The 22,865-nt window shown below is 57.6% G+C and carries 19 protein-coding genes; 14 read left to right on the top strand and 5 right to left on the bottom strand.

All coding sequences use genetic code 11. From position 1 onward, the window contains the following. The first annotated feature begins 58 nt into the window (after positions 1-58). The 13 genes from BW950_RS01965 to BW950_RS01905 all read left to right on the top strand — a co-directional run bounded on the left by BW950_RS01965 (position 59) and on the right by BW950_RS01905 (position 12,164). The gene (locus BW950_RS01965; RefSeq protein ID WP_499697492.1) at positions 59-625 is read left to right on the top strand and encodes a rhomboid family intramembrane serine protease; all 567 of its coding nucleotides are present in this window, start codon (positions 59-61) and stop codon (positions 623-625) included. 15 nt (positions 626-640) lie between these two features. Then, positions 641-1,714 carry a peptide chain release factor 1 gene (gene prfA, locus BW950_RS01960; RefSeq protein WP_076487615.1) on the top strand — a complete coding sequence of 358 codons (1,074 nt, stop codon included), beginning with the start codon at positions 641-643 and terminating at the stop codon, positions 1,712-1,714. 26 nt (positions 1,715-1,740) lie between these two features. Continuing rightward, positions 1,741-2,613: a peptide chain release factor N(5)-glutamine methyltransferase gene (prmC, locus tag BW950_RS01955; protein WP_159438703.1), complete on the top strand. Its 873-nt coding sequence runs from the start codon at positions 1,741-1,743 to the stop codon at positions 2,611-2,613. 4 nt (positions 2,614-2,617) lie between these two features. Then, positions 2,618-4,648 carry a RelA/SpoT family protein gene (locus tag BW950_RS01950; protein ID WP_076487613.1) on the top strand — a complete coding sequence of 677 codons (2,031 nt, stop codon included), beginning with the start codon at positions 2,618-2,620 and terminating at the stop codon, positions 4,646-4,648. A 129-nt stretch (positions 4,649-4,777) separates the two neighbouring features. Further along, entirely contained in the window at positions 4,778-5,278 is a 501-nt protein-coding gene (gene tpx, locus BW950_RS01945; protein WP_076487612.1) for a thiol peroxidase, read from the top strand. An 88-nt stretch (positions 5,279-5,366) separates the two neighbouring features. After that, complete coding sequence (locus BW950_RS01940) at positions 5,367-6,356, top strand: LacI family DNA-binding transcriptional regulator (RefSeq protein ID WP_159438702.1); 990 nt, start codon at positions 5,367-5,369, stop codon at positions 6,354-6,356. Beyond that, positions 6,331-6,918, top strand: a complete 588-nt coding sequence (locus tag BW950_RS01935; RefSeq protein WP_076487610.1) for a biotin transporter BioY — start codon at positions 6,331-6,333, stop codon at positions 6,916-6,918. The genes BW950_RS01940 and BW950_RS01935 overlap by 26 nt, the downstream gene beginning before the upstream one ends. Next, positions 6,900-7,613, top strand: a complete 714-nt coding sequence (locus BW950_RS01930; RefSeq protein WP_076487609.1) for an energy-coupling factor ABC transporter ATP-binding protein — start codon at positions 6,900-6,902, stop codon at positions 7,611-7,613. Before BW950_RS01935 ends, BW950_RS01930 begins: the two co-directional genes overlap by 19 nt. Then, positions 7,610-8,227 carry a hypothetical protein gene (locus tag BW950_RS01925; RefSeq protein WP_076487608.1) on the top strand — a complete coding sequence of 206 codons (618 nt, stop codon included), beginning with the start codon at positions 7,610-7,612 and terminating at the stop codon, positions 8,225-8,227. Before BW950_RS01930 ends, BW950_RS01925 begins: the two co-directional genes overlap by 4 nt. After that, a complete protein-coding gene (locus BW950_RS01920) occupies positions 8,224-8,757 on the top strand; it encodes a tRNA (cytidine(34)-2'-O)-methyltransferase (RefSeq protein ID WP_076487607.1) in 534 nt (177 codons plus the stop codon). The genes BW950_RS01925 and BW950_RS01920 overlap by 4 nt, the downstream gene beginning before the upstream one ends. A 54-nt stretch (positions 8,758-8,811) precedes the next feature. Further along, positions 8,812-9,639 (top strand): pyrroline-5-carboxylate reductase, encoded by an 828-nt coding sequence (gene proC, locus BW950_RS01915; RefSeq protein WP_076487606.1) that lies wholly within the window; start codon positions 8,812-8,814, stop codon positions 9,637-9,639. 69 nt (positions 9,640-9,708) lie between these two features. Next, positions 9,709-11,016, top strand: coding sequence for a serine--tRNA ligase (gene serS, locus BW950_RS01910; RefSeq protein ID WP_076487770.1), 1,308 nt, complete (start codon positions 9,709-9,711; stop codon positions 11,014-11,016). Further along, positions 11,013-12,164: an N-acetylneuraminate synthase family protein gene (locus tag BW950_RS01905; RefSeq protein ID WP_076487605.1), complete on the top strand. Its 1,152-nt coding sequence runs from the start codon at positions 11,013-11,015 to the stop codon at positions 12,162-12,164. The genes serS and BW950_RS01905 overlap by 4 nt, the downstream gene beginning before the upstream one ends. Before the next feature lie 71 nt (positions 12,165-12,235). Here BW950_RS01905 and acnA read toward each other — a convergent pair whose 3' ends face one another. The 3 genes from acnA to BW950_RS01890 form a co-directional block, all read right to left on the bottom strand. Beyond that, the gene (acnA, locus tag BW950_RS01900) at positions 12,236-14,992 is read right to left on the bottom strand and encodes an aconitate hydratase AcnA (RefSeq protein WP_076487604.1); all 2,757 of its coding nucleotides are present in this window, start codon (positions 14,990-14,992) and stop codon (positions 12,236-12,238) included. 289 nt (positions 14,993-15,281) lie between these two features. Continuing rightward, positions 15,282-17,750 (bottom strand): PAS domain-containing hybrid sensor histidine kinase/response regulator, encoded by a 2,469-nt coding sequence (locus BW950_RS01895; protein ID WP_143559089.1) that lies wholly within the window; start codon positions 17,748-17,750, stop codon positions 15,282-15,284. Between the two features lie 6 nt (positions 17,751-17,756). Continuing rightward, on the bottom strand, positions 17,757-19,016 hold the full coding sequence (locus BW950_RS01890) for a response regulator (RefSeq protein ID WP_076487602.1): 1,260 nt from the start codon (positions 19,014-19,016) through the stop codon (positions 17,757-17,759). A gap of 80 nt (positions 19,017-19,096) precedes the next feature. Here BW950_RS01890 and BW950_RS01885 point away from each other — a divergent pair, with 80 nt between their 5' ends. Continuing rightward, the gene (locus BW950_RS01885; RefSeq protein WP_076487601.1) at positions 19,097-20,932 is read left to right on the top strand and encodes a hypothetical protein; all 1,836 of its coding nucleotides are present in this window, start codon (positions 19,097-19,099) and stop codon (positions 20,930-20,932) included. 31 nt (positions 20,933-20,963) lie between these two features. Here BW950_RS01885 and BW950_RS01880 read toward each other — a convergent pair whose 3' ends face one another. Together BW950_RS01880 and trpS are read right to left on the bottom strand one after the other, a co-directional pair. Then, positions 20,964-21,809, bottom strand: a complete 846-nt coding sequence (locus BW950_RS01880) for an HhH-GPD family protein (protein ID WP_076487600.1) — start codon at positions 21,807-21,809, stop codon at positions 20,964-20,966. Positions 21,810-21,811: 2 nt separating this feature from the next. After that, complete coding sequence (gene trpS / locus BW950_RS01875; RefSeq protein WP_076487769.1) at positions 21,812-22,852, bottom strand: tryptophan--tRNA ligase; 1,041 nt, start codon at positions 22,850-22,852, stop codon at positions 21,812-21,814. Positions 22,853-22,865: the final 13 nt, after the last annotated feature.

Raw genomic sequence — 22,865 nt, 5'->3', positions numbered from 1 at the left:
CTCGGGACAAGCCTGGCCCAGACTATTGACAGTCTTGTAACACGAAAACTACTGTAGCATGATGAAAATACGATACAACGCGCCGGTGACGCTCTCCTTTGCCTTGTGCGCTTCCTTGGTACTGTTGCTCAATCAAACAGTTTTCCCCGGTCTGACTCAATCTTTTTTCCTGGTCCATGCCCGGATGAACCCGGGCAGTGTCGTCGATTATCTGCGCCTCTTCACCCACGTAATCGGTCACTCCAACTGGGGCCATCTGATGGGAAATTTTTCCTTCATCCTGCTCCTGGGGCCGATCCTGGAGGAAAAATACGGTTCCACGAGCCTCTTCATCATGATGGCTATTACCGCCGTCGTTACGGGGTTGCTGAATGTGCTCTTTCTGCCCACGGCGTTGCTTGGGGCAAGCGGCATTGTCTTCATGATGATTCTCCTGATCTCTTTCACTAATATCCGTCAAGGGGAGATCCCCCTCACCTTTATCCTGATCGTGGTACTCTTCCTGACCCAGGAGATCGCCAACTCCCTCCGGCAGGATACTGTCTCCCAGTTCGCCCATATCGCAGGGGGTGTCATTGGAAGTCTCTTCGGATTTCTTCAGTCCCACCGTCGTCGGGGCCGGTAACAGGAGGGAAGCATTGTGGATACCCATCTCACGGACCGCATCAACCAGCTCCAGGCCCGACTCCGCGAGGTAGAACTCCTCGTGGCTGATCCGGATTTACACAGGGATCAAAAACGGGCCATAGAAATCATGAGGGAACACTCGCGCCTCGCGGCGATCAGTTCTTCCTGGGGACGTTTACAGCAGATCTCCCGGGAGATCCAGGAGAACGAACTTCTGATCCAGGAAGAGAAGGACCAGGAGCTGCGAAGCATGGCCGAAGAGGAACTTTCAACACTTCAGGAGCAGGCCAGGAGCGCCGAACGGGAGCTGAAGGTCCTGCTGGTTCCGCCGGACCCCCTGGACGAGAAGAATACAATTCTCGAGATTCGCGCAGGAACAGGTGGTGACGAAGCGTCTCTCTTCGCCTCGGACCTCTACCGGATGTACGCCCGATACGCCGAGAACCGGGGGTGGAAAATCGAGGTCCTTGAGACAAACGCCACCGAGGTGGGGGGCTTCAAGGAGATCATCTTCTCCGTGACAGGAGCCCAGGTCTACAGTCACTTGAAGTACGAAAGTGGCGTGCATCGGGTCCAGCGCATCCCCACCACCGAATCGGGAGGGCGAATCCACACATCGGCAGTCACCGTGGCAGTACTTCCCGAGGCCGAAGAGACCGATATCCAGATACGTCAGGAAGAACTGAAGATTGACGTCTTTCGATCCTCCGGTCCCGGAGGGCAAAGCGTAAACACCACCGATTCGGCGGTACGCATAACGCACCTGCCCACGGGAATGGTGGTCATCTGTCAGGATGAGAAGAGCCAGCTCAAAAACAAGGCCAAGGCCATGCGCGTTCTCAAGGCCAGACTCTTTGAACAGGAAGAGGCCAAGCGCCAGAACGAGATGGCCCAGAACCGCCGGAACCAGATCGGAAGCGGCGACCGCAGTGAACGGATACGCACCTACAATTTCCCCCAGAACAGGCTGAGCGACCACAGAATAAATCTCACCTTGTATAAACTTGATCACATTCTGGAAGGTGATCTTTCGGAAGTAATAGAATCGCTCCAGTTGCACACCATGGAAGAGGAGTTGTCATCCTGACCGTACGGGATATCATCTCGGAAAGCGTGAAACAGCTCCAGGGAATCAGCGAATCCCCCTGGCTTGACTCACTTCTGCTCCTGGAGCATGCCACGGGGCGTCCCCGGGAGGATCTGCTGGCGGAGCTGGGCGACCCGGCGGAAAAGGCGCTGAAGCCCTCCTGGATCGATTCGTTCATGAAATGTACCAAAAGGCGTTCCTCGGGCATCCCCGTGGCGTATATTATTGGCAGGAAAGACTTCCGGGGATTATCCTTTGCCGTGGGCCCTGGAGTCCTGGTCCCTCGTCCCGAGACAGAGCTCCTCGTAGAGGAGGCGGTGCGAATGATCAAGAACAGTCAGAATGTCGTTCGGTACCACGATTGTTGCACCGGTTCAGGCTGTGTAGTTATCGCCGTGACAGCAGAATGTTCTGCCCTGGGGGTCAGGCTCATCCCCAGCTTTTCCGATATTGAGGAGGAGGCCCTGACATGGGCCCGCCGAAACGCCCGGGACCTCCTGGGTGATGAACCAGCCATTCGGTCCTGGCGCGGGTCATGGCTGGAAGGACTCGATGAACCGGTTGATCTTGTTACCGCGAACCCCCCCTACCTTACCCGGGAAGAGACCAGAAAAGTCCTTTCCCGAGGCTGGGGGGAGCCCCGGCAAGCCCTGGCAGCAGGAGACGACGGCCTTGAGGCGTACCGGGAACTTGTTCCCCAGGCGGCCAGCATCATTGCCCCCCGGGGAGAGCTTCTTATGGAGTGCGGTTCGGGCCAGGGCGAGGCGATCCGAGAAATATGCCAGCGCCATGGCTTCGACAAGGTAGAGATAATCCCCGATTACGCCGGTCACGACCGGGTGATCCGGGCCCGGCAGAAGATCGCCCCCACAAATCACAGAGGACGGGAAAGAAACTGACGAGATGATCACAACAATTGCGGAACTGCAAGAGATCACATCCTCCTACCGCGCTCCGGAACAAGAACGCATCCTGGAAGCCGCCCGGCTGGCAGAAGAACTCCACCAGGGGCAATTACGGGATTCAGGCGAGCCCTATTTTATCCATCCCCTGCAAGTAGCAGAGATTCTCATTAGCTTGAACATGGATGCTGCAACGATCATCGCGGCGCTGCTCCACGATGTCCTGGAAGATACCCACATGACCCGCAACGAGCTTCGGCGCTCCTTTGGACGCGAGGTAGAGAGCCTTGTCCAGGGCGTGACCAAGATCGCCATGGTGAACGCCCAGAACCGCAACGTCCAGGCATCGGAGACGATCCGCAAGATGCTCCTGGCCATGGTCAAGGATGTGCGGGTCATTCTGATTAAACTGGCAGACAAGCTCCACAATATGCGGACCCTGGGCTACAAACAAGGCCCCCGGCAACGAGAAATCGCCCAGGAAACCCTTGATATCTACGCCCCCCTTTCGGAACGCCTGGGGATAAGCTGGATGAAGGATGAACTGGAAGACCTCTCTCTGAAACACCTCCATCCAGAGATCTATCAGTCGATCAAAACCTGGGTGTCAGACAAACGAAACAACCGCACGGCCTACCTGGAGCGGGTCAAGGCCGCCGTATTGAAAGCCGCCCGGGAGGAGGCTGTGCCCGTTACCGTGGAAACCCGGGCAAAGCATTTTTACAGCATTTACCAGAAGATGAAACGTTTCGGGAAAGATATCGACGAGATCTACGACCTTCTGGGGATCCGGATTCTCTGCGACAGCACGACCCATTGTTACCAGATTCTGGGGATGGTCCACCGGTTGTGGCCCCCTATCGCCCGTCGTTTCAAAGACTACATCGCCATGCCCAAGGCGAACCAGTACCAGAGCCTCCACACAGCGGTCCTTGGATTTCAGGGTCGGGTGATCGAGTTTCAGATCCGGACCCAGGAGATGCACCGCACCGCCGAATACGGGATCGCGGCACACTGGGTTTACAAGGAAGGCTCAGGCCGAAACCAGAACCGCCCTGTGGAGCTGGAGATCATGAATCGCGTAAAGACCTTGCGTGACTCCCGAATTACATCAAACGAGTTCCTGGAAGAGATCAAGCGAGAAATCCTGCGTGATTCGATCTACGTCTTTACCCCCAAGGGTGACGCAATCCAGCTTCCCAAGGGAGCTACACCGATCGACTTTGCCTACCACATCCATACCGAAGTTGGCCACCATGTGGCGGGAGCCAAGGCAGATGGATCGATCATTCCGCTGAGACAGCCCCTGAAAAATACCCAGGTAATTGAAATCATTACCAACCCCAACGCCCACCCGCACCTGAACTGGCTCCGTTATGCCAGGACATCCCGGGCACGCAGCAAAATACGGGCCTGGCTCAACAAGCACGATGAGCATCTGATTATCAACCAGAGCATCGTGGCCCGCAAGGTTCCCCACCTCCAGGAAGGTGCTTCTCAAGGCCCCCAGAAAGGCCGGCAGGAACGCCACCGGGGCCAACAGCGGAAACTCTCGCCGGAGACATCGCAAATCCTTGATCAGCACAAGGTAGAGATCAGAGTCGGGAAAGAGAAGAATCTCCTCATTCATTTTGCCCAGTGCTGCTCTCCCCGCACCGGCGACGATATCGTAGGGTATGTCTCCCGTGGCCGGGGAATCATTATTCACAAACGCAGTTGCCGAAGCCTCCAAAGCATTCCCGATGTGGATGAACGGCTCATCGAAGTAGAGTGGGAGACGGTATCACCCAAATCGACTCATCGGTTTCGGGTGATCGCCCGAAAAACCAACGATCTCTTCAGCGAGATCGAGGGGGCGGTGCGCAAAGTCCAGGGCCACCTGATCCAGGGAAAGATCGATGAAGAGCCCTCGGGAAATCTGGAAGCAATCTTTACTCTGGAGGTAGAACGCCACCAGGACCTGAAAAAGGTAGTCAAGTGCATTCGTGCTGTACCCGCTGTGATGAGCCTCAAGGATCTCACCGAGGAATAGGAGCGCCTCGACTATAGCTCGCGGACCAGACCGGATACCTGGCCCGGTATCTTCCCCTGGGAGAAATCCACGGATGGGGCAGATATAATATTTCTTGCCCCGCCGGCCCTCAGGGTCTATCTTTTCACCATGGCCACGATAACATTCAAGGGAAACCCCACAACAACCTCGGGAGTCCTGCCGGCCCCGGGGACGGAAGCGCCTGATTTCTGCCTCACCGACGAAACACTCCAGGACAAGACTCTGGGCGATTTCGCCGGCAGGAAGAAGATACTGAACATTGTTCCGAGCCTGGACACGGGTGTTTGTGCAGCCAGTGCCCGGAAATTCGACAAAGAGATGGCAAAGAGACCCCAGGCAGTGTGCCTTACCATCAGCAGGGATCTCCCCTTTGCCGCAACCCGGTTTTGCAAAACCGAAGGAGTCTCCAATGTAATCACTCTGAGCGACCTGAGGGACCACTCCTTCGGCAGGGACTACGGCTGCGAGATTCTGGACGGACCCTTCGCCGGGCTTCTCAGCAGGGCCCTGGTAGTGCTGGACGAGGAAAACCGGGTGATCTACTGTGAACAGGTACCGGAAATAGCACAAGAGCCGGATTACAGGAAAGCCCTGCAAGCCCTTGGCTGATACCCCTGCCCCGGGGATCTCTGCAACGCATTGACACCGCCCCCCCCGATGGCTACCATCCTGCTCCGTGGGGGCAACAATAAAAGATGTGGCACGCCAAGCCGGGGTGAGCACCGCCACGGTATCGCGGGTTGTAAATAACGATCACCGGATTTCACCTGCCACACGCCAGCGTGTACTCGATGCGGTTTCGTTGCTGAATTACAAGGTCAACACCGTGGCCCGAAGCCTCAAATCCAAACGGACCCTCTCGGTGGGCCTGATCGCTCCGGAGATCGATAACGCGTTCTTCATGCGTGTAGCCCGGGGTGTCGAGGACCGCCTGGGCGAAGAAGGCTATTCCATGATCGTGGTCAACGCCCGGGAAAGTGAGTTGCGCGAAGAGGCTGCTCTGGAACTTCTTCTGGAAAAACAGGTGGATGGGATCATCGCCATTCCCAGTGGAAACAAAGGCGACCACCTGGCACTTGCCCTGCAGGCCCGGGTTCCTCTGGTTCTGGCGGACCGGCTGGTGGACAATTTCACCACCGACGCGGTTCTGGTAGACAACAAGGACGCAACCTGCCGGGCCATCAGCCGCCTGGCAGCTCGAGGCCACCGGTCCTTTGGATTTATCGGCGGGCAATCCCATATCTTCACCGCCCGGGAACGCTATCAGGGTTTTATGCAGGCTCTGCGGGACCAGGGGATCACGCCCCGCGAAGAACACATTCTCTTCGGGGACTTCCACATTGAAAGCGGCTACCGCCTCATGAAGGATCTCATGGAGCAGCCGGACCCGCCGCGCACGGTGATGATTGCCAACTACTTCATGCACATTGGAGTAATTCGCTATATCAGCTTTCAACGCTCCATGGTTCCTCCGGATCTATACCTGGCAGCTTTTGACAACATGGAATTCTCCGCCGTATCCAATGTCCCCAGTCTTTCGATCGCGCAACCCATCGATCAGATAGGACGACACGCGGCGGAACGAGTATTACAGCGAATTCAGGGAAATACCGAAAACTGGCCCTGGATTGAACGCCTTCCAACAGAGGAGATCACCTACAATGACCCAAGCAACGACGGATCTTAATATTTCGTATGCCCTGCGAACCCAGGTGGGGGCGGTCTGCATCGCCCTGATCACCGCCGGGGCCTTTGTCTCGGTTCCCCTCCCGGGATCGCCCGTACCGATCGTACTGCAAAACATGTTTGTGATCATAACGGGCCTGATCATGACTCCCCTTTGGGCTCTCCTTGCGACAGGGACCTACCTTCTTCTGGGGGCTCTGGGGTTACCGGTTTTTGCAGGGGCCACCGGCGGATTCGCTCATTTTGCCGGTCCCACAGGCGGGTTTCTCCTCTCCTATCTCCCTGCGGCGGCTCTCACATCCTGGCTTGTGCGAGTCGGACGAGGAAGAGATTCATCAGCCCACGATGCCTCAATGATACGGAAAGTTCTGGCCCTTCTGGCAGGCTTCTCTCTGATTCACCTGGTCGGATTGCCCTGGCTTGCCATGGTCCTGGAGATGCCCCTGACCCGCGCCTTCTGGATCGGCACCGCACCTTTTATTCCGGGAGATCTCCTGAAAGCCGGAGCGGTGATCATCCTTCTGCGCTCCCTTCCCTCTTCACTATGGCGCTCCTGGTCCTAGAAGGGGTTTCGGTTTCCCTGGGGGAGCCTCCCAGGGAAATCCTCCGTGATATCGACCTGACCATTCCCTCTGGAACGATCACCCTGCTTCTGGGAACAAACGGGTGCGGAAAATCCGTGCTCTTCCGGACCATGCTGGGATTAACCGGAGGATACCGGGGAGAAATACGCCTGAAGGGAACCCCTTTGGGACGCGACGCCAGTCCCCTCCACCGACTGGCAGGGGTGGTTTTCCAAAATCCTGACCAGCAACTTTTCGGAGCAACCCTCCGGGAGGATCTGCTCATCGGGTTACCACGGGACACTCCCCTGGATCAGGAGATCCTCTCCTCTCTGGGACTCTCTGACCTTCTGGAGCGCGCCCCAGCCGAGCTGAGCGGAGGACAACGCCGCCGTCTTGCGATCGCCGGAGCCCTCATGGGACAACCGGAGCTGCTCTTTCTGGACGAACCTTTCATCGAACTGGATTACCCCTCCATCCAGAACCTTCTGGAACGTCTCGATACCCTTCGCCAGGGTGGCTCTTCGGTGATCCTGGCCTCTCACGAGTGTCAGGACATCTGGCCTCTGGTGGACCAACTGATAGTTATCGCCGAGGGACGCCTGCTCTACCAGGGGCCACCTTCAGGGGGCGCCCATCTGATCACTCCCGACCAGGGTCTTCGCCCTCTGCCCTCAGAAGGAGTTCTTTCATGAGATCAGATACCTCCTGCGCGGCGCTCCTCCTGGGAGCGCTTCTTCTCCAGGCTCTGCTCCTCGCCATAACATCACCAGTCCTGGCACTGGCGGCGGCGGGGGGAGGCATCCTTCTGGCGATCCACCCGGGGGGCTATACCCCGAAGCGTCTCTGGAAAACCCTCGGCGGACTCCTGATCATGATGGGGGCTGTCCTGGCAGCACGGTTGCTTTCTGATCCATCCATGGAGACTCTCGCTGCCTGGACAAGCTACGCAGCTCGCCTTACAGCGGCGGTAACGGTGGCCCTCACCCTCCTGAGTCTGTGTGGCCCTTCAGGAGTCCTCCGGGGGCTGGCACGTCTGGTGACCCCGCTTCCCTCGGGTATAACCAGGCCTGTCCTGGACCTGACCGCCTCAGCGGTCTATCTGATGCCGGCTCTGCGCAAGCGCCTTGAGGAGAGCCGGGGGGCAGCCCAGATCCGGCTGAGCGCTGCATGCCATGGCAAGGGCGCGCTCCAACGGGTGCTCCTTATCTCCCGGGCTTCGCTGATCTCAATTGCGGAACTACCCCGGCAGCGAGCTGAGGCGATGGTCGTACGCGGCGCTTTGGAGATCAGGAGGGATCGCCCATGATTCAGGTAGTACTCTATGAACCCGAAATTCCCCCGAATACAGGAAACATAGCCCGCACCTGTGCAGCCACAGGGACACCATTGCATCTGATCGAGCCTCTGGGATTCTCCATCTCCGATAAACATCTGCGCCGGGCAGGCCTCGATTACTGGGAACACCTGGCGATAACCACCCACACGAACTGGTCTGCTTTCCTGGACCACGCCGGGGAGCAGCAGGGTATCCTGTCTTTTTTCTCGACCCGAGGCAAAAAGTGCTACACGGAACTTCCCTTGCCGGAGAGCCCCCACAGGGTTCATGCATCCGATCAGACAGGCCAGGTCACGCAGAGTGATTCCGGGAACGGCCCCTTGTTCATCATCTTTGGCCCCGAGACAAGAGGCCTTCCCGGGGAAATTCTCTCCGCCTATCCCGGGCAAACCTATCGAATCCCCTTGCGCCCCGAGCTTCGCTCCCTGAATCTCTCGAACGCCGTTGCCTTGGTCCTCTACGATCTTCTGCGTCGGCAGGGATTTCCGGGCATGCACTAGACTCGAGTCAAAACAGAACCAGCCACAAGAGAGCTACATACAAAGGAGCAGAAGGTGAAAAAAATCGGACTCATTGGTGCAGGATTCATGGGAACCGCCGCAACCCGGGCGATCCGGGCAACGCGCCCCAATATAGACATTGGCCTTGCCGAGACAGATCCCTCCCGACGTCTGGCGGCGCTGGAAGAGTTTTCCGCTTCTGATTTCTCCGGAAACCCCCAGGATATGCCCTCTTGGGCCGATGTGGTGATCCTGGCGGTAAAGCCCAAGGAACTCCCGGGTCTCGCTACGGCGATTCGCGAGAAGGATCCCGAGGCTTTCAACAAAACCTTCATTGTTTCACTCCTGGCAGGAACCACCGTGGCAACTCTCCACAGAACCCTGGGCTCAGAACGGGTTATACGAATGATGCCTAACCTGGCAGCCCAGATCAGCCAATCCGTAACGGGAGTTGCTTTCTCCGAAGCCCTCCCGGAAGAATCCCGACAGGAAATCCTTCAACTTTTTTCGGGGCTTGGCCCGCTTCTCTCGCTGGAGGAAGAGCAAATCCACGCAATCACTGCTCTTTCGGGAAGCGGGATCGCCTTCGCCCTGGAGTTTATCCAGGCTCTCACCCTGGGAGGTGTAAAAGAGGGGCTCCCCTACGGGCAGGCCCTGGAAGCGGCCTGCGGAGTTGTCCGTTCTGCAGCAAACCTGGTGGCCCACACCGGCCAGCATCCTCAGGAAATCGTAAGCCAGGTCTGCTCCCCCGGAGGAACAACCATCGAGGGAGTCCATACCCTGGCCGAAAACCGCTTCCAGGCCGCGGTAATGGAAGCGGTAACCCGCACCGCCAGACGATCACGGGAACTCGGAAAAGCCACAGAAGAACCGGGAAAATAATAACACCCAGGAAAAAAGAAACAGAGGGGCTGGTTGTTTCCGGGGGCCTCTCTCGGATACAATCACCCCATGCTGGACCTTAAGTTCGTCCGGGAAAACCCGGAACTGATACGAGAAAACCTGGAGAAACGCAACACCTCAGCCGATGTAGAGGCCCTCATCACCGCTTTTGACAAACGAAGCGAACTGATTCAGTCAACCGAGGCTCTTCGTGCCGAGCGCAACGCCAACGCCCAGGCCATGAAGAAACGGGACCTCCCGCCTCAGGAGCGGCAGGAACTAATAGAAGAAGGCAAGACCCTGAAACAGCGCATCGCCCAGTCCGAGAAAGAGCTGGCCGAGACAGAACAGGCGCTCCAGGAACTGGCTGATAATCTCCCTAACATGACCCACCCCGACGTCCCCCGGGGAAGCGCAGAATCTGACAGTCGGGAACTGGAGATCGTGGGGACCCCGCCGGTCTTCGACTTCACCCCCGCCGATCACGTCGCGCTGGGAGAAAAACTCGATCTCCTTGACTTTGAGACAGCCGCCAAGGTTTCGGGAACCAAATTTTACTACCTTCGAAACGAAGCGGTCTACCTGGAACTGGCCCTGACCCGCTTTGCCATGGACATCCTCAGGGATCACGGCTTCACTCCCATGATCACTCCTGACATCGCCCGAACCCAGGTCGTGGCAGGAATCGGCTTTAATCCCCGGGGGCCGGAATCGAACATCTATAACCTTGAGGGAGAAGAAACCAGCCTGGTGGGAACAGCCGAGATAACCCTGGGAGGGTACTACGCAGACCAGACCCTCCCTGCCGAGGATCTCCCCATCTGCATGGCCGGGATATCCCACTGTTTCCGCCGTGAAGCAGGGTCGGCAGGGCAATTCTCGCGTGGCCTCTACCGGGTGCACCAGTTTACCAAGGTGGAAATGTTTGTGGTCTGCCTCCCCGATGAATCAGAGCAGATGCATCAGAAACTCCTGGACATTGAGAAGGAAATTTTCTCGAGCCTGGAGATACCCTTCCGTGTGCTGGATATCTGCGCTGGCGACCTGGGTGGCCCGGCGTACCGCAAGTTCGATCTGGAAGCATGGATGCCGGGACGGGGCGATCAGGGTGAATGGGGAGAGGTCACCAGCACCTCGAACTGCACCGACTTTCAGAGTCGTCGCCTGAATATCCGTTATACCAAAAAAGATGCGGACGGAAAAAAAGAGCGTGGATACGCACACTTGCTGAATGGAACAGCCGTAGCGGTCTCCCGAGCCATCATTGCGATCATGGAAAACTTCCAGCAGAAAGACGGCTCCATCAGGATACCCCGGGCCCTTCAGCCCTACACGGGCTTCGACACCATCCCTGCCGCCCCCCGGAAGCGCCCATGACACCAGGTCATCCCCGGATCATCGCTGAAATCGGCACAGCCCATGGAGGGGACCTCTCCCGGGCCCGGGATTTGATCCATGCCGCCGCCGAAGCTGGCGCGGACCTGGCGAAGTTTCAGATGGTTCTGGCCGATGAGATCCTCCACCCGCGAGTCGGATCTGTTTCCCTTCCAGGGGGTGTCATCCCCCTCTACGAGCGCTTCCGTGAGCTCGAGCGACCTGCGGAATTTTTTGCCCGCCTGATGGAGCTCTGTGAAGAAGCGGGGATACAGTTCCTCTGCACCCCCTTCGGCCTGGAGAGCGCACGGATTCTCCGCCGTCTGGGGATGCAGGAATACAAAATTGCCTCGCCTGAACTGAATCATCTCCCCCTGTTGCGATTCATCGCAGCCATGGGCGTTCCCATGATCCTCTCTTCGGGGGTCTCCACCGTAGCAGATCTGGCCGAAAGCATCGACGCCGTGCGAATTGCCGGAGCACGATCGATCACGCTGCTCCACTGCATCACTTCGTACCCTGCTCCAGAGGAAGAGTACAATCTCCGGGCAATCCCGGCGATCAGCCACATCTTCGGTGTACCCACGGGCGTCTCCGATCATTCCTTAGACCCGGTTCTCGTGCCTGCCCTGGCAACTGTTACGGGCGCTTCCATGATAGAAAAACACATTACCCTGAACAAGAAGAACTCCGGTCTTGACGACGCCATTGCGCTGGAACCCCGGGAGTTCACCAGGATGGTGCAAGAGGTGCGCGCCGTGGCGGAGGAGCTTCTTCAGGGGCGGGACGATCCGGTGGAGCTTCGCCGGCGCCAGGTAGCAATTACCCGAGAACTCTCGCAACGCTATGGAGAGGAGCGAGTCCAGACGGTACTGGGATCGGGAGTAAAGCATCTGGCCCCTTCGGAGCAGCGCAACTACGGGTACACCAACCGAAGCATCCACGCCGTGGAGCGGCTAAAGCCGGGCGACACCCTCTCCGAGGAGAACGCCGCCATCCTGCGCTCGGAACGGAACCTTACGCCGGGGTTGCACCCCCGCTATTGGGATGTGATCCTGGGAACCCCCATCGCCAAAGAAGTCGCCCCGGGCGAGGGAATTCTCTGGTCCCACCTGCTGGAAAAGCAGGCCTGCCCCGACCCGACATACTGACTCTGTTTCGGGCCTTTCATTGGAGCTCCCGGCCCTGTCCCGGGCCGGGCCGAGGCAGGGTGTGGAATCAATCATCCTTTTTCGGCCAGAGACCTGAGCACCGTTTTCAGAATTCCCCCGTTCCGATAGTAGACAACCTCCACAGGGGTATCAATCCGGCAGATCGCTGAAAACTCTCGGGAAGCCCCATCCCCGGACAAAACAGTAACCCCTATTGTCTGGGCCGGTTCCAGAGAATCATCGATGGCGATGGAAAAAATCTCCTGACCGGTCAACCCCAGGGATCGAGCGCTCTCACCGGGAAGAAACTGAAGAGGCAGCACGCCCATTCCAACGAGGTTGCTGCGATGGATCCGCTCGTAACTCTCGGCAATCACGGCTTTCACTCCCAAAAGCTGGGTCCCCTTTGCAGCCCAGTCCCGGGAACTTCCCATGCCATAGTCCTTGCCCGCCAGGATGATCGTGGGCGTCTGGGCCTTCCTGTAGCGGCGAGCGGCCTCAAAAATGCTGACCTCCTCGCCCGTAGGCATATGGATCGTTCTGGATCCCTCTGTTTCAGGAACAAGGAGGTTTCTGAAACGAATATTGGCGAAGGTCCCCCTGGTCATGATCCTGTCATTACCCCGTCGGCTTCCATAGGAGTTAAAATCATCCCTCTCCACTCCCAGGTCCTGCAGGTATTCCCCGGCAGGACTCGTCGGGTCGATTGCTCCGGCAGGGCTGATATGATCGGTCGTAATGCTGTCACCCGCCATAACCAGGACCGCTGCATGCTCGATCGCACCAATGGGATCAACCTTCAGGGACATCTCCTGAAAAAAAGGAGGCTCCTGGATGTAGGTTGATTCCTGATTCCAGGGATAGATTGCCTCCCGGCTCGCGGGAATCGAGTTCCACTGGGAATTGGACTGTTCCACATCACGATAACTGTCGATAAAGGCATCCCTGTCCAGGGCCTTCGCAAGATATCCCTGGAGCTCCTCCGGGGCTGGCCATATCTCCCGGAGGTATACGGGATTACCCTCTTCATCGTGGCCCAGGGGATCCTCGTCGAGGTTGATGTTCACCGTTCCCGCCAGGGCATAGGCGACAACCAGTTGCGGAGATGCCAAGAAGTTTGCCTTGGTATGAGGGTTGATCCGGCCCTCGAAATTGCGGTTTCCCGAAAGCACTCCGGCCACAACAAGATCGCCCTCCTCCACGGCCTGCGCCACCGGCGCAGGAAGCGGCCCGCTGTTACCGATACAGGTGAGGCAGCCGTAGCCCACGAGGAAAAACCCCATTTTTTCAAGGTATTCCATGAGCCCTGTCCGCTGGAGATACTCCGTGACCACCACCGAACCAGGGGCAAAACTGGTCTTCACCCAGGGATTGTGGCGTAGTCCCCGTTCCCAGGCCTTCTTTGCCAGCAAGGCAGCTCCCAGCAGGACGCTGGGATTGCTGGTATTGGTACAGCTGGTGATTGAAGCGATCACCACATCACCGTGGGTGAGGGATTTCTTTGCGTCCTGCTTCACCTGTGACCCGTGGCCGATCCTGTCGGCCTGGAGATCCAGGGGGGAAGATTGTGTCGCTTTTTCCGGGGCAAGGCCAAAGCCCCGCTCTTCCACAGGAGCGGTCAGGAGCTTTTGCCAGGAATTTTTCAACTCCTTCACGGTGATCCGGTCCTGGGGCCGCTTGGGCCCGGCCAGACTCGCCTCGATCTCTCCAAGCTCCAGATGGAGCACCGTCTCAAACTCGGGATCCGGCGAATCGGCGGTGCGGAACATCCCCTGGGCCCGGCAGTAGAGCTCTACCGTCTTGATAAGCGCCTCGCTCCGGCCAGTCGACCAGAGATAGTCCAGTGTTTTCTGATCTACCGGGAAAAACCCCATGGTTGCACCGTATTCGGGCGCCATATTGGAGATTGTTGCCCGGTCGGGAACGGTCATTTCTTCAAGACCGGGGCCAAAGAACTCCACGAACTTCCCCACAACGCCATGGTCCCTCAACATCTGGGTTACGCGAAGAACCAAATCAGTAGCGGTGATTCCCGGCTTGAGCTGCCCCGTTATCCTCACCCCCACCACAGCAGGAGAGAGGACATAAATTGGCTGCCCCAACATCGCGGCCTCGGCCTCGATGCCTCCGACCCCCCAACCGATAATTCCCAGACCATTGATCATCGGAGTGTGACTGTCGGTGCCGACCAGGGAATCAAAAAAAGCGACCTCTTCCCCCGAGCTGTCCCGGGCAACCTGCACGACTTTCCCCAGATACTCCAGGTTTACCTGATGACAGATCCCGCTGGCCGGGGGGATCACCGAGAAGTTCCGGAACGCTCCCTGTCCCCACCGCAAAAACTCGTAGCGTTCGCGGTTGCGGGAAAACTCCAGATCTGTATTTTGTTGATGCGCCTGGGGACTGTTGAAATGGTCTACCTGGACGGAATGGTCAATGACGAGGTCGACCGGAAGCTGGGGATTGATACGCTCCGGATCTTTTCCGAGACGGGCCATGGCGCTGCGCATGGCCGCCAGATCAACCACACTGGGTACCCCTGTGAAGTCTTGCAGAAGCACCCGGGCTGGCTTGTAGGGGATTTCGTCCCTGGCTGGATTCGCCGGACAATAGGAAGCCAGCGATGTAATATGATCCCGGGTAACGGCGAAGCCCTCCTCGTTGCGAAGGACCGATTCGAGCAGGACACGAACAGAAAAAGGAAGGCCTCTGATACCGGGAAATCCCTGATCGGCCAGCGCCTCAAGACTGAAATAACTTACCCTCCCCAAGGGCGTGTCCAGGCTCTTCCGCACACCAAAACTGTTTGTTTGCACCCCATCGTTCATCACACGGCTCTCCTTAACTTCGAGTTGACGCTTCTTGATCCTCCACTATAACGTTCCTGCCCGGTGATCGCCTACCCTCCCGGAATCGTGAAGAGCCCCGGCAGACCCGACACCGCAGACCAGGGACCGAAGGCGGAAAGCAGCTGGAATCCTGCGGAAAGCGAAATATATGGAATATGTGGAGAGGTAAAAAAGAAAAAACCCCCGGGGGAAAGGAGGTGAAATCCCCGGGGGTTGAACAGAAACCAACAATGATCTCACCCATTACAACAACCGGGAACCGTCGCGGTTACAGGGAAGAGGAGAAATTCTCTTCCTCAACGTATCGGACGAAGCGCCCCACCTGTTTTTGCACACCAGGCAGATCAATCTCGGCCTGATCCCGGTTCTTCCCTGCACAGGCTTCCTCGAGTTGTCTCGCCGCATCCCCCAGGTCGGAGCAGGAGAGGTTCCAGGCCCCTCCCTTTATCGCGTGAGCGGTGATACGGGCTTCCTCGAAACGGCTCTCGCGAAGGTCCTCCCGAATTTTCTCGATTTGTCCGGGAAGTCGTTCCGAGAACTGCCGGATCACCCGTTGCGCCGTTGCCTCATCGCCCATAAACGCCTCAACAGCGGCTGCGTAATCAATAGGGTTTCCCTCCACTTCTTCAACTCCTCCAACTGCTTCAGCCTCATCCATGATGGGATCACCCTCAGGAGATTCCAGTTCCTCAAGATCCAGAGCATCCTCCACGAACCCTCCTCCAGCGATCTCTTCCACTGAGTCTGGAGCAGACGAGAAAAACCCTTTCTCCTGGAGTCGCAGAAGAACGTCATCAATATCAGACTTCTTGAAGGGCTTGGTCATGTAATCATCCATCCCGACCCGCACACAACGGTCCCGGTCTCCTGCCAAGGCATTTGCCGTAACAGCAACAATGGGAGTAGAGAACCCCATCTCCCGGATTCGAATCGTTGCGTCGTAACCGTTCATATTCGGCATCTGCACATCCATAAAAATGAGCCCGATTCCCGAAAATTCCTGAACGCACCGAACCGCCTCTACTCCATCGGCCGCAAGAATTGTCCGAAAGCCTCTTTTTTCGAGAATTGTCTGAAAAAGCTGCTGATTCACAAAATGATCTTCGGCGATCAGGACCGTCTCGGGCAAGGAAGTGCTTCGTTGCTTTGGAGAATTCTCCTGACGCAGGTCCTCCTCGGAGACCTCCTGCAGCTCCTCCAACCCTCCCGAGAGGACCTCCGAAACCGTCTGTGAAAGAAGCCCTTTTTTCACGGGTTTACTGATGTAGCCATCGAACCAATGGAGAAGTTTCATCTTTGCCTCGCCCGTACTCATGCCCGTGGGAGTCATGAGAATCAGGGGCATCGCCTCGATTCGTTCATCATTGCGGACTTCCGAAGCCAATTGCCAGCCGTCCATATCGGAAAGCATGAGATCGACGAGGACAAAGGAAAAGATCGACCCCGACCGTGACGCTTCGCGAAGCGCAGCAATTCCCTCAGCCCCGCTGGAAGCGGCACGCGATTTCATTCCCCAGGAGGCAAGAACCCTTCCAATGACCCGGACGCTCTCGGGATTGTCGTCCACGATCAGTGCTCCACTCCCCGGAGGAAGGTTGCCAGGCACCGCGTGATCGGCAGACCCCTCCTCTACCACATCCAGGGGAAGGGAAAACCAGAAGTTGGACCCCACTTCGGGACGGCTCTTCACCCCGATGCGACCTCCCATCATGCCGACAAGATCACGGGAGATGGACAGCCCCAGGCCGGTTCCGCCAAACTTGCGGGTCATTGAGGCATCGACCTGACTGAAGGGTTTAAAAAGCCTGTCCTGACGGGATGGATCGATCCCGATCCCCGTGTCCCGGACCTGGACCAATAGCACATCGCCTTCGGAAACGGCGCGTCGCTCGGCAGAGATTCTGATATATCCCCTCTCGGTGAACTTCGTGGCGTTATTGACCAGATTTACCAGAACCTGGCGCAGACGGGCAGGATCACCCCGGACCGTCTGCGGGATCCCTTGTTCAACCGCAAGGATGACTTCCAGACCCTTGCGGTGAGCTTGCATGCTCACCATGTCCACAGCGTCCTCGATGGTCTTCACCGGATCATAGACGATGGATTCCAGCTGAAGCCGCCCCGCCTCAATCTTGGAAAAGTCAAGAATGTCGTTTATGAGCCCCAGAAGAACATCGCCGGCAAAAAGCACTTGCTGAAGGTATTCAATCTGTTCTTCGTCGAGGTTGGTCTCGCGAAGAAGCTCCGAGACAGCGTTGATTGTGTGCAGGGGGGTCCGTATCTCGTGGCTCATGTTAGCCAGGAAGGCGCTTTTTGTCCGTGTTGCTGCCTCGGCGGTCTCCTTTCCCCGGCGAAGCCGCTCCTCATCATTTTTTTGGGATGTTACATCGTCAATCACTCCCAGAAGAAAGGGATCCTGACCGGGAGCGTGGACGGCCCGGATATCAACCCGCCACCAGGCCTCCTGCTGATTTCGGGGCCTGCAGCGGGATACAACCTGAAAGGAATCCCGGTCTCCTTCAAGGAGTTCGGAAAAGAGCGTCTGGAAGAAATCTGAATCATCCCAGTGGGAATAGGCCGTAAGAAATCCTCCGGCAAGATCCTTCTCGTCGCATCCGAGGAAGGTGCGAACCGCCTGGTTGGCATACTCGATCCGGCCGGATCCGTCCATGATCACCAGGCCTATGGGAGAATGTTCAAAGACAACCTGAAACCTGCGGCCCGAATGATCTTCCATGGACACCTAAAAGTTCAGCTGCAGAATTTCCGATGCTTTCGTCCGGATATCCTGGGGTTTCAAGGGTTTGATCATGTAACTGGTCACCCCCATTTTGAGCGCCTCCAGGACCGTCTCGCGCTTCGAAAGGGCCGAAAGGACTACGATTGGAAGCCTGGTTTGTTCCTCTTTCAGAGCCCTGAGAACCTGAAATCCATCCATCTCGGGCATCATCAGGTCCAGAAAGACCAGGTCCGACTCTCGCCCCAGGGAACTCTCGACAAAACGCTTTCCGTTGTCGTAGGTATCTATTGTCACGCGGGTATCGGAGAAGGCAGCCTTGATCAGTTCCTGGATAATGAGGTCATCGTCAACGATTGAGACGCGGATATTGTCTCCCAGGTTGGAGAAATCCCTGGCGGGAGCACGCTCTTCCTCGAAGCGCATGTTGATCGCTTCTTCCCGATCCTTCTTGGGAGCACTTCTCTGGACCAGATCGTCCCGGGCATCGTTCTTCTGTTCCAGAATGGGACCACCCACTTTTTTTCCCAAAAGGCCGTCCATAATCGCGTCGAGATTTCCTGTTACCTCGATCCCGGAGAAATCCGGCCGGTGGGACACAAAATCCCGCACAAGGGAATCCTTGGTGAGAACCTTGCAATAGCGCTTCATCACCCCTGTGGCACCTACGATAGTGGTAAGCAGCGCTGAGAGCTTGATTGAATCGGCCGTGGTAAGCTCCAGACCGGACATCATGATGAGCACTTTGGGATTTGTCAGATCGTAGAGGTCAATCAATTCGGTCAGCTTGTATCTCAAGAGGTCCACCTTCTCACGGTTGATCCCCTGGGCAACCTCGATGAAGATGATGTCGTCGTTGACGTGAGCCTCGATGATGCACGGAGTTTCATCGATAGTGACAGAGACGTCCAGGGTCTCACCTACAGCCTTGAGGAGCGCGTCTACCCGAAGGGGCTTGGTAAGAAACTTCTTGATTTTGTAGGGTGCCACCGAGACGAGAGAGGCTCGATCAACCTTGGAAGAAGCGATAATGACGGGAATCTCCTGGGTATTACGGTTAGCCTGCTTTTCCCGGAGCAACTCGGTAATCGGCTTCCGGCTCAGATGGAAATCGGAGATGAGCAGATCGGGCAACTCCCGCCGCAACTTGGTTGCCCCATCGAGGCCGCTCACGGCGGTAAAGACGGTAAATCCGTAATCTTCCAGCTTCCGTTTGAGGTAGTCCCGAAAAAGCTGGGACTCATCGATGACCAAAATTTTTTTCATGTACCTTCCACCTTGCCTACTTTCCTCCCATTATCGCCAGCGCTGGTGGAAAAGATCAACCTCTTTGGTATACTCCGCCTATGAATACAATAAATCATCACAGCTCCGGGCAATTCAGCACCAGCCCGGAGCGGGAAACGATTCTGCAACAGATGGTTCTCTCGGCCTCGGGCTGGAGGCTTTGTTTTGGCACCGACCAGGACTCATCCTCTCCGGCCATATCACCGGCTCAGCGGGATCTGGTAATTCTGGGAGCAACGGTCTTTGCCAGACATCTCAAGGATCATGACCCCACAAGACCTCTCACGGTGGCTATCGCCACGGACACCCGCCCAACGGGTCCGGCAATTGCCGAGGCCGCCATGAGAGCGTTCCTGGCTGAAGGAATTTCCCTGGAATGGCTGGGAGTTTGCACCACGCCAGAGATCCTGGCCTACACGAAACAAAACGACGCCCTGCGGGGGTTTTTCTATGTCACCGCCAGCCACAACCCGCTCGGGTACAACGGCTTCAAGTTTGGCCTCTCCGACGGGGCCGTCCTGCCCGGATCCGCAGCCTGGGGCCTGATCGACACCTTCCGGGCCCTTGCCCCGAACCAGAAAGAGGCCCTGCCTGTTCTGGAACAAGCGATGGCCGTCTCCCGGAAAGTCCTGGCCGAGCTCGATCAGGCCGGCCCGGCCCATAAGGAAGCGGCCCGGGAATCCTACCGCCGCTTTGCCCTGGCCGTTGCCAGCGGAACACCACCAGGGGAGGAGCCCGAAAGCTCGCTGGAACAGGAGTTCCTTGTTCCCCTGCGAAGGGCCCTGGCAGAACGTCCTCTGGGAATCGTCGCTGATCTGAACGGCAGCGCCCGCACCACCAGCGTAGACCGCACGCTGTTCCCCTGGCTGGGCGCCCGTCTGGTCCTCCAGAACGATGAACCCGGGATGATTCGCAACCAGATTCTTCCCGAAGGCCCCGGACTGGCGCCGGCAGCACAACTCCTGGAACGGCACCATCGTCAGGATCCGGCTTTCCAGATCGGCTACGCTCCCGATAACGACGGAGACCGGGGAAACCTGATCTTCATGGACAAAACCGGCAAGGCCGTCTCTCTGGAGGCCCAGGAGGTCTTTGCGCTGGTGGTAACAGCAGAACTGGCCTGGCTTCATCGGAAGGGCGAGGCCCCAAAGCGGGTCTGCCTTGTTGCAAATGGCCCCACCTCGTCCAGAATCGACGAAATCGCAGACTGGTTCGGGGCAACTCTTTTTCGTGCCGAGGTGGGCGAGGCCAACGTAATCTCCCTGGCCCGGGAGAAGCAGGACCAGGGCTGGTGCGTTCCTGTCCTGGGCGAGGGGTCCAATGGCGGCGCGATCGTACCGCCTGCTACGGTGCGAGACCCCCTGAGCACCGTTTTGGCCATGATGAAGTTCCACGCCTTCTCCCTGGAGCGCATCCTGGCAGAGCGGTGCCAAATCACTTTGCCCCCGGGTGGACCGCTTCTGCTCTCGGAGGTGGTGAACCTTCTTCCCCGGTACACCACCATCGAAACTGACGATCCTCTGGCAAAGATGCACGTCGGATCCTGCTCCCACAAGGATCTGAAGGCGCGCTACGAGTCTCTGGTTCCCCGAAAAATTGCGCCGCTTGAACGGGAACTCGCCGAGACGCTGGGGGTCACAACCTGGGAAATCTGGAACTACGAAGGAACCCGGGCAACCCGGGGGCCCGGGAATCGCACAGCCAGGGAAACAGGAGGGCTGCGAATAGCCTTTCTCGATGATCGGGGAAGAACGCGCGCCTCTCTCTGGATGCGGGGGAGCGGGACCGAACCGGTCTTTCGAATCCTGGCAGACTGTGCCGGTGACAACCGACCCCTGGCAGAGCGGATGATCCGTTGGCAACGGGCCCTCGTTCAGGAAGCTGTCGAGACATAACTCCGGGTGTCGCTTCTGGAAAAATGAACGGTCACGAAATGAGGCAGACCCTTCCCTGACCGTTCTGCTCCAGAAGGCCCTCCCGGGCGAGCCGATCAAGGACAGAATCGGCCCGCTCGGGAGCCACCCCCAAATACTCCGGGATTTCCTGGGCCACAACCTCCCCCTTTTCCAGCAACAGCCTCAGGAGGGCTCCCCGAATCTGCCGATCGCTCCCCTCGAAGGGCGACTGGACCGCGTAGTGGGCACTGCGCCGGTTTGCATTCTTGCCGGTCCGCGCCAACAGAACACCGTAGTCCATGAGTGCCCAATACCACTCCCGGGAGCGATCTTTCTCCAGAGCCGCCTCGACCAACGGAAGGATCTCCCTGTCGTGGACCTTCTCCCGATGGGGGAAAAAATGTTCCAGAAAGACTCGCCGGATGTTTGTTTCGATAAAAACGACCGGCTCGTTAAAGGCAAAGGCCGCGATGGAACCAGCCGTATTTGGCCCGATCCCCGGCAGGGTCTGAAGCACCTTGGTGTCTCGAGGTAGATGCCCCCCCTGGTCTTCCAGAATTTTTCGGGCCGATTCCTGGGCGTAGCGGGCACGGCGGTTGTACCCCAGGCCACTCCAAACAGTGAGAACCTCAGGAAAAGGCGCCTCTGCAAGCTCCCGAAACCCGGGGAAACGCTCAACGAAGGGAGGAAACTTTTGAGCTACCCGGGAAACCTGCGTTTGCTGGAGCATAATCTCCGAGATAAAAACCCGGTACGGCGAGGGATCGCTGCGCCACTCCATGGGTCGGTAATGACGGTGATACACAGCCCAGACCGTCTCCCGGAACTGGGCCAACCGGGCCTGCGACAGAGCTACCCCGGCCAGAGATGAATCCATCCTTATCGGGCCGCCTTCTCTGCCTTGCGGCGAATACTGTTCCAAACTCCGCCCAGACCGGTGGCCTTCCGAACCTCCGCAAGGGTCTGACGAGCTTCCTCGCGAACCCGCAGGGTCCCCTCCAGGATAATCTTGTCCACCAGGCCTTTTTCAGCCTCGTAGGCAGCGCGGCGCTCCCGGAGAGGGTCCAGAAATCGGTTCAGAGCCTCTGCCAGACGCTGTTTTACTTCCACATCCCCCACTGTGCCGGACCGGTAGCGTTCTTCCAGATCTGCCACCTCGGCCGTGTCGGGATTGAAGATTCGATGGTAGATAAACACGGGGTTTCCCTCGACGGTACCTGGCACATCAGCACTGACTCGGTTGGGATCGGTGAACATACCCCGGACTTTTTTCTCCACAGCCGTGGCATCATCGGAGAGATAAATTGTATTGTTCAGCGATTTCGACATTTTTGCCTTGCCGTCGGTCCCTACCAGAGTGGGGACATCTCCCACCAGGACCTCAGGAATCGGAAAGACCTCACCGTAGAGGTGGTTGAAACGGCGGGCAATCTCGCGGGTCAGCTCTACGTGAGCTTCGTTGTCCTTCCCCACCGGCACCAGGTGCGCCCGGGGAAGCAGAATGTCACCGCTTTGAAGGATCGGGTACCCCAAAAGCCCGAAGGGCATCTCCTGCAAGTTTGCACTGCGCGCCATGTCTTTCAGACTGGGGAGCCTTTGAAGGCGGGGAACGGTCACAAGCATCTCGAAGAGAAGGTTCAGTTCGTATATCTCGGGCACCGCACTTTGGAGATACACTGTAGAAATTTGGGGGTCGACACCGGCCGCCAGGTAGTCCAGCACCATTTCCCGAGCGTTCCCGGCGATCTCCTGGATAGCGGTTTTTTCGGGGCGGGTGGTCAGGGTATGCAGGTCTGCAATAATAAAGAAACACTCGTACTGATCCTGGAGCTTTACCCGGTTCTGTAAAGAACCGACGTAGTGACCAAGATGGAGCCTCCCGGTAGGACGATCTCCTGTGAGAATGCGAGGCTTCTGCACCGTCTCACGGCTC

The organism is Alkalispirochaeta americana (assembly GCF_900156105.1).
Classification (GTDB): domain Bacteria; phylum Spirochaetota; class Spirochaetia; order DSM-27196; family Alkalispirochaetaceae; genus Alkalispirochaeta; species Alkalispirochaeta americana.
This window is presented reverse-complemented; position numbering and strand designations above follow the sequence as displayed.

Bases quoted from the DNA above. Each gene is read 5' to 3' on its own strand.
- BW950_RS01965 (WP_499697492.1), top strand. From the start codon at position 59: ATGATGAAAATACGATACAACGCGCCGGTGACGCTCTCCTTTGCCTTG.
- BW950_RS01950 (WP_076487613.1), top strand. From the start codon at position 2,618: ATGATCACAACAATTGCGGAACTGCAAGAGATCACATCCTCCTACCGC.
- tpx (WP_076487612.1), top strand. From the start codon at position 4,778: ATGGCCACGATAACATTCAAGGGAAACCCCACAACAACCTCGGGAGTC.
- BW950_RS01935 (WP_076487610.1), top strand. From the start codon at position 6,331: ATGACCCAAGCAACGACGGATCTTAATATTTCGTATGCCCTGCGAACC.
- BW950_RS01930 (WP_076487609.1), top strand. From the start codon at position 6,900: ATGGCGCTCCTGGTCCTAGAAGGGGTTTCGGTTTCCCTGGGGGAGCCT.
- BW950_RS01925 (WP_076487608.1), top strand. From the start codon at position 7,610: ATGAGATCAGATACCTCCTGCGCGGCGCTCCTCCTGGGAGCGCTTCTT.
- BW950_RS01920 (WP_076487607.1), top strand. From the start codon at position 8,224: ATGATTCAGGTAGTACTCTATGAACCCGAAATTCCCCCGAATACAGGA.
- serS (WP_076487770.1), top strand. From the start codon at position 9,709: ATGCTGGACCTTAAGTTCGTCCGGGAAAACCCGGAACTGATACGAGAA.
- BW950_RS01905 (WP_076487605.1), top strand. From the start codon at position 11,013: ATGACACCAGGTCATCCCCGGATCATCGCTGAAATCGGCACAGCCCAT.
- acnA (WP_076487604.1), bottom strand. From the start codon at position 14,992: ATGAACGATGGGGTGCAAACAAACAGTTTTGGTGTGCGGAAGAGCCTG.
- BW950_RS01895 (WP_143559089.1), bottom strand. From the start codon at position 17,750: ATGGAAGATCATTCGGGCCGCAGGTTTCAGGTTGTCTTTGAACATTCT.
- BW950_RS01890 (WP_076487602.1), bottom strand. From the start codon at position 19,016: ATGAAAAAAATTTTGGTCATCGATGAGTCCCAGCTTTTTCGGGACTAC.
- BW950_RS01885 (WP_076487601.1), top strand. From the start codon at position 19,097: ATGAATACAATAAATCATCACAGCTCCGGGCAATTCAGCACCAGCCCG.
- BW950_RS01880 (WP_076487600.1), bottom strand. From the start codon at position 21,809: ATGGATTCATCTCTGGCCGGGGTAGCTCTGTCGCAGGCCCGGTTGGCC.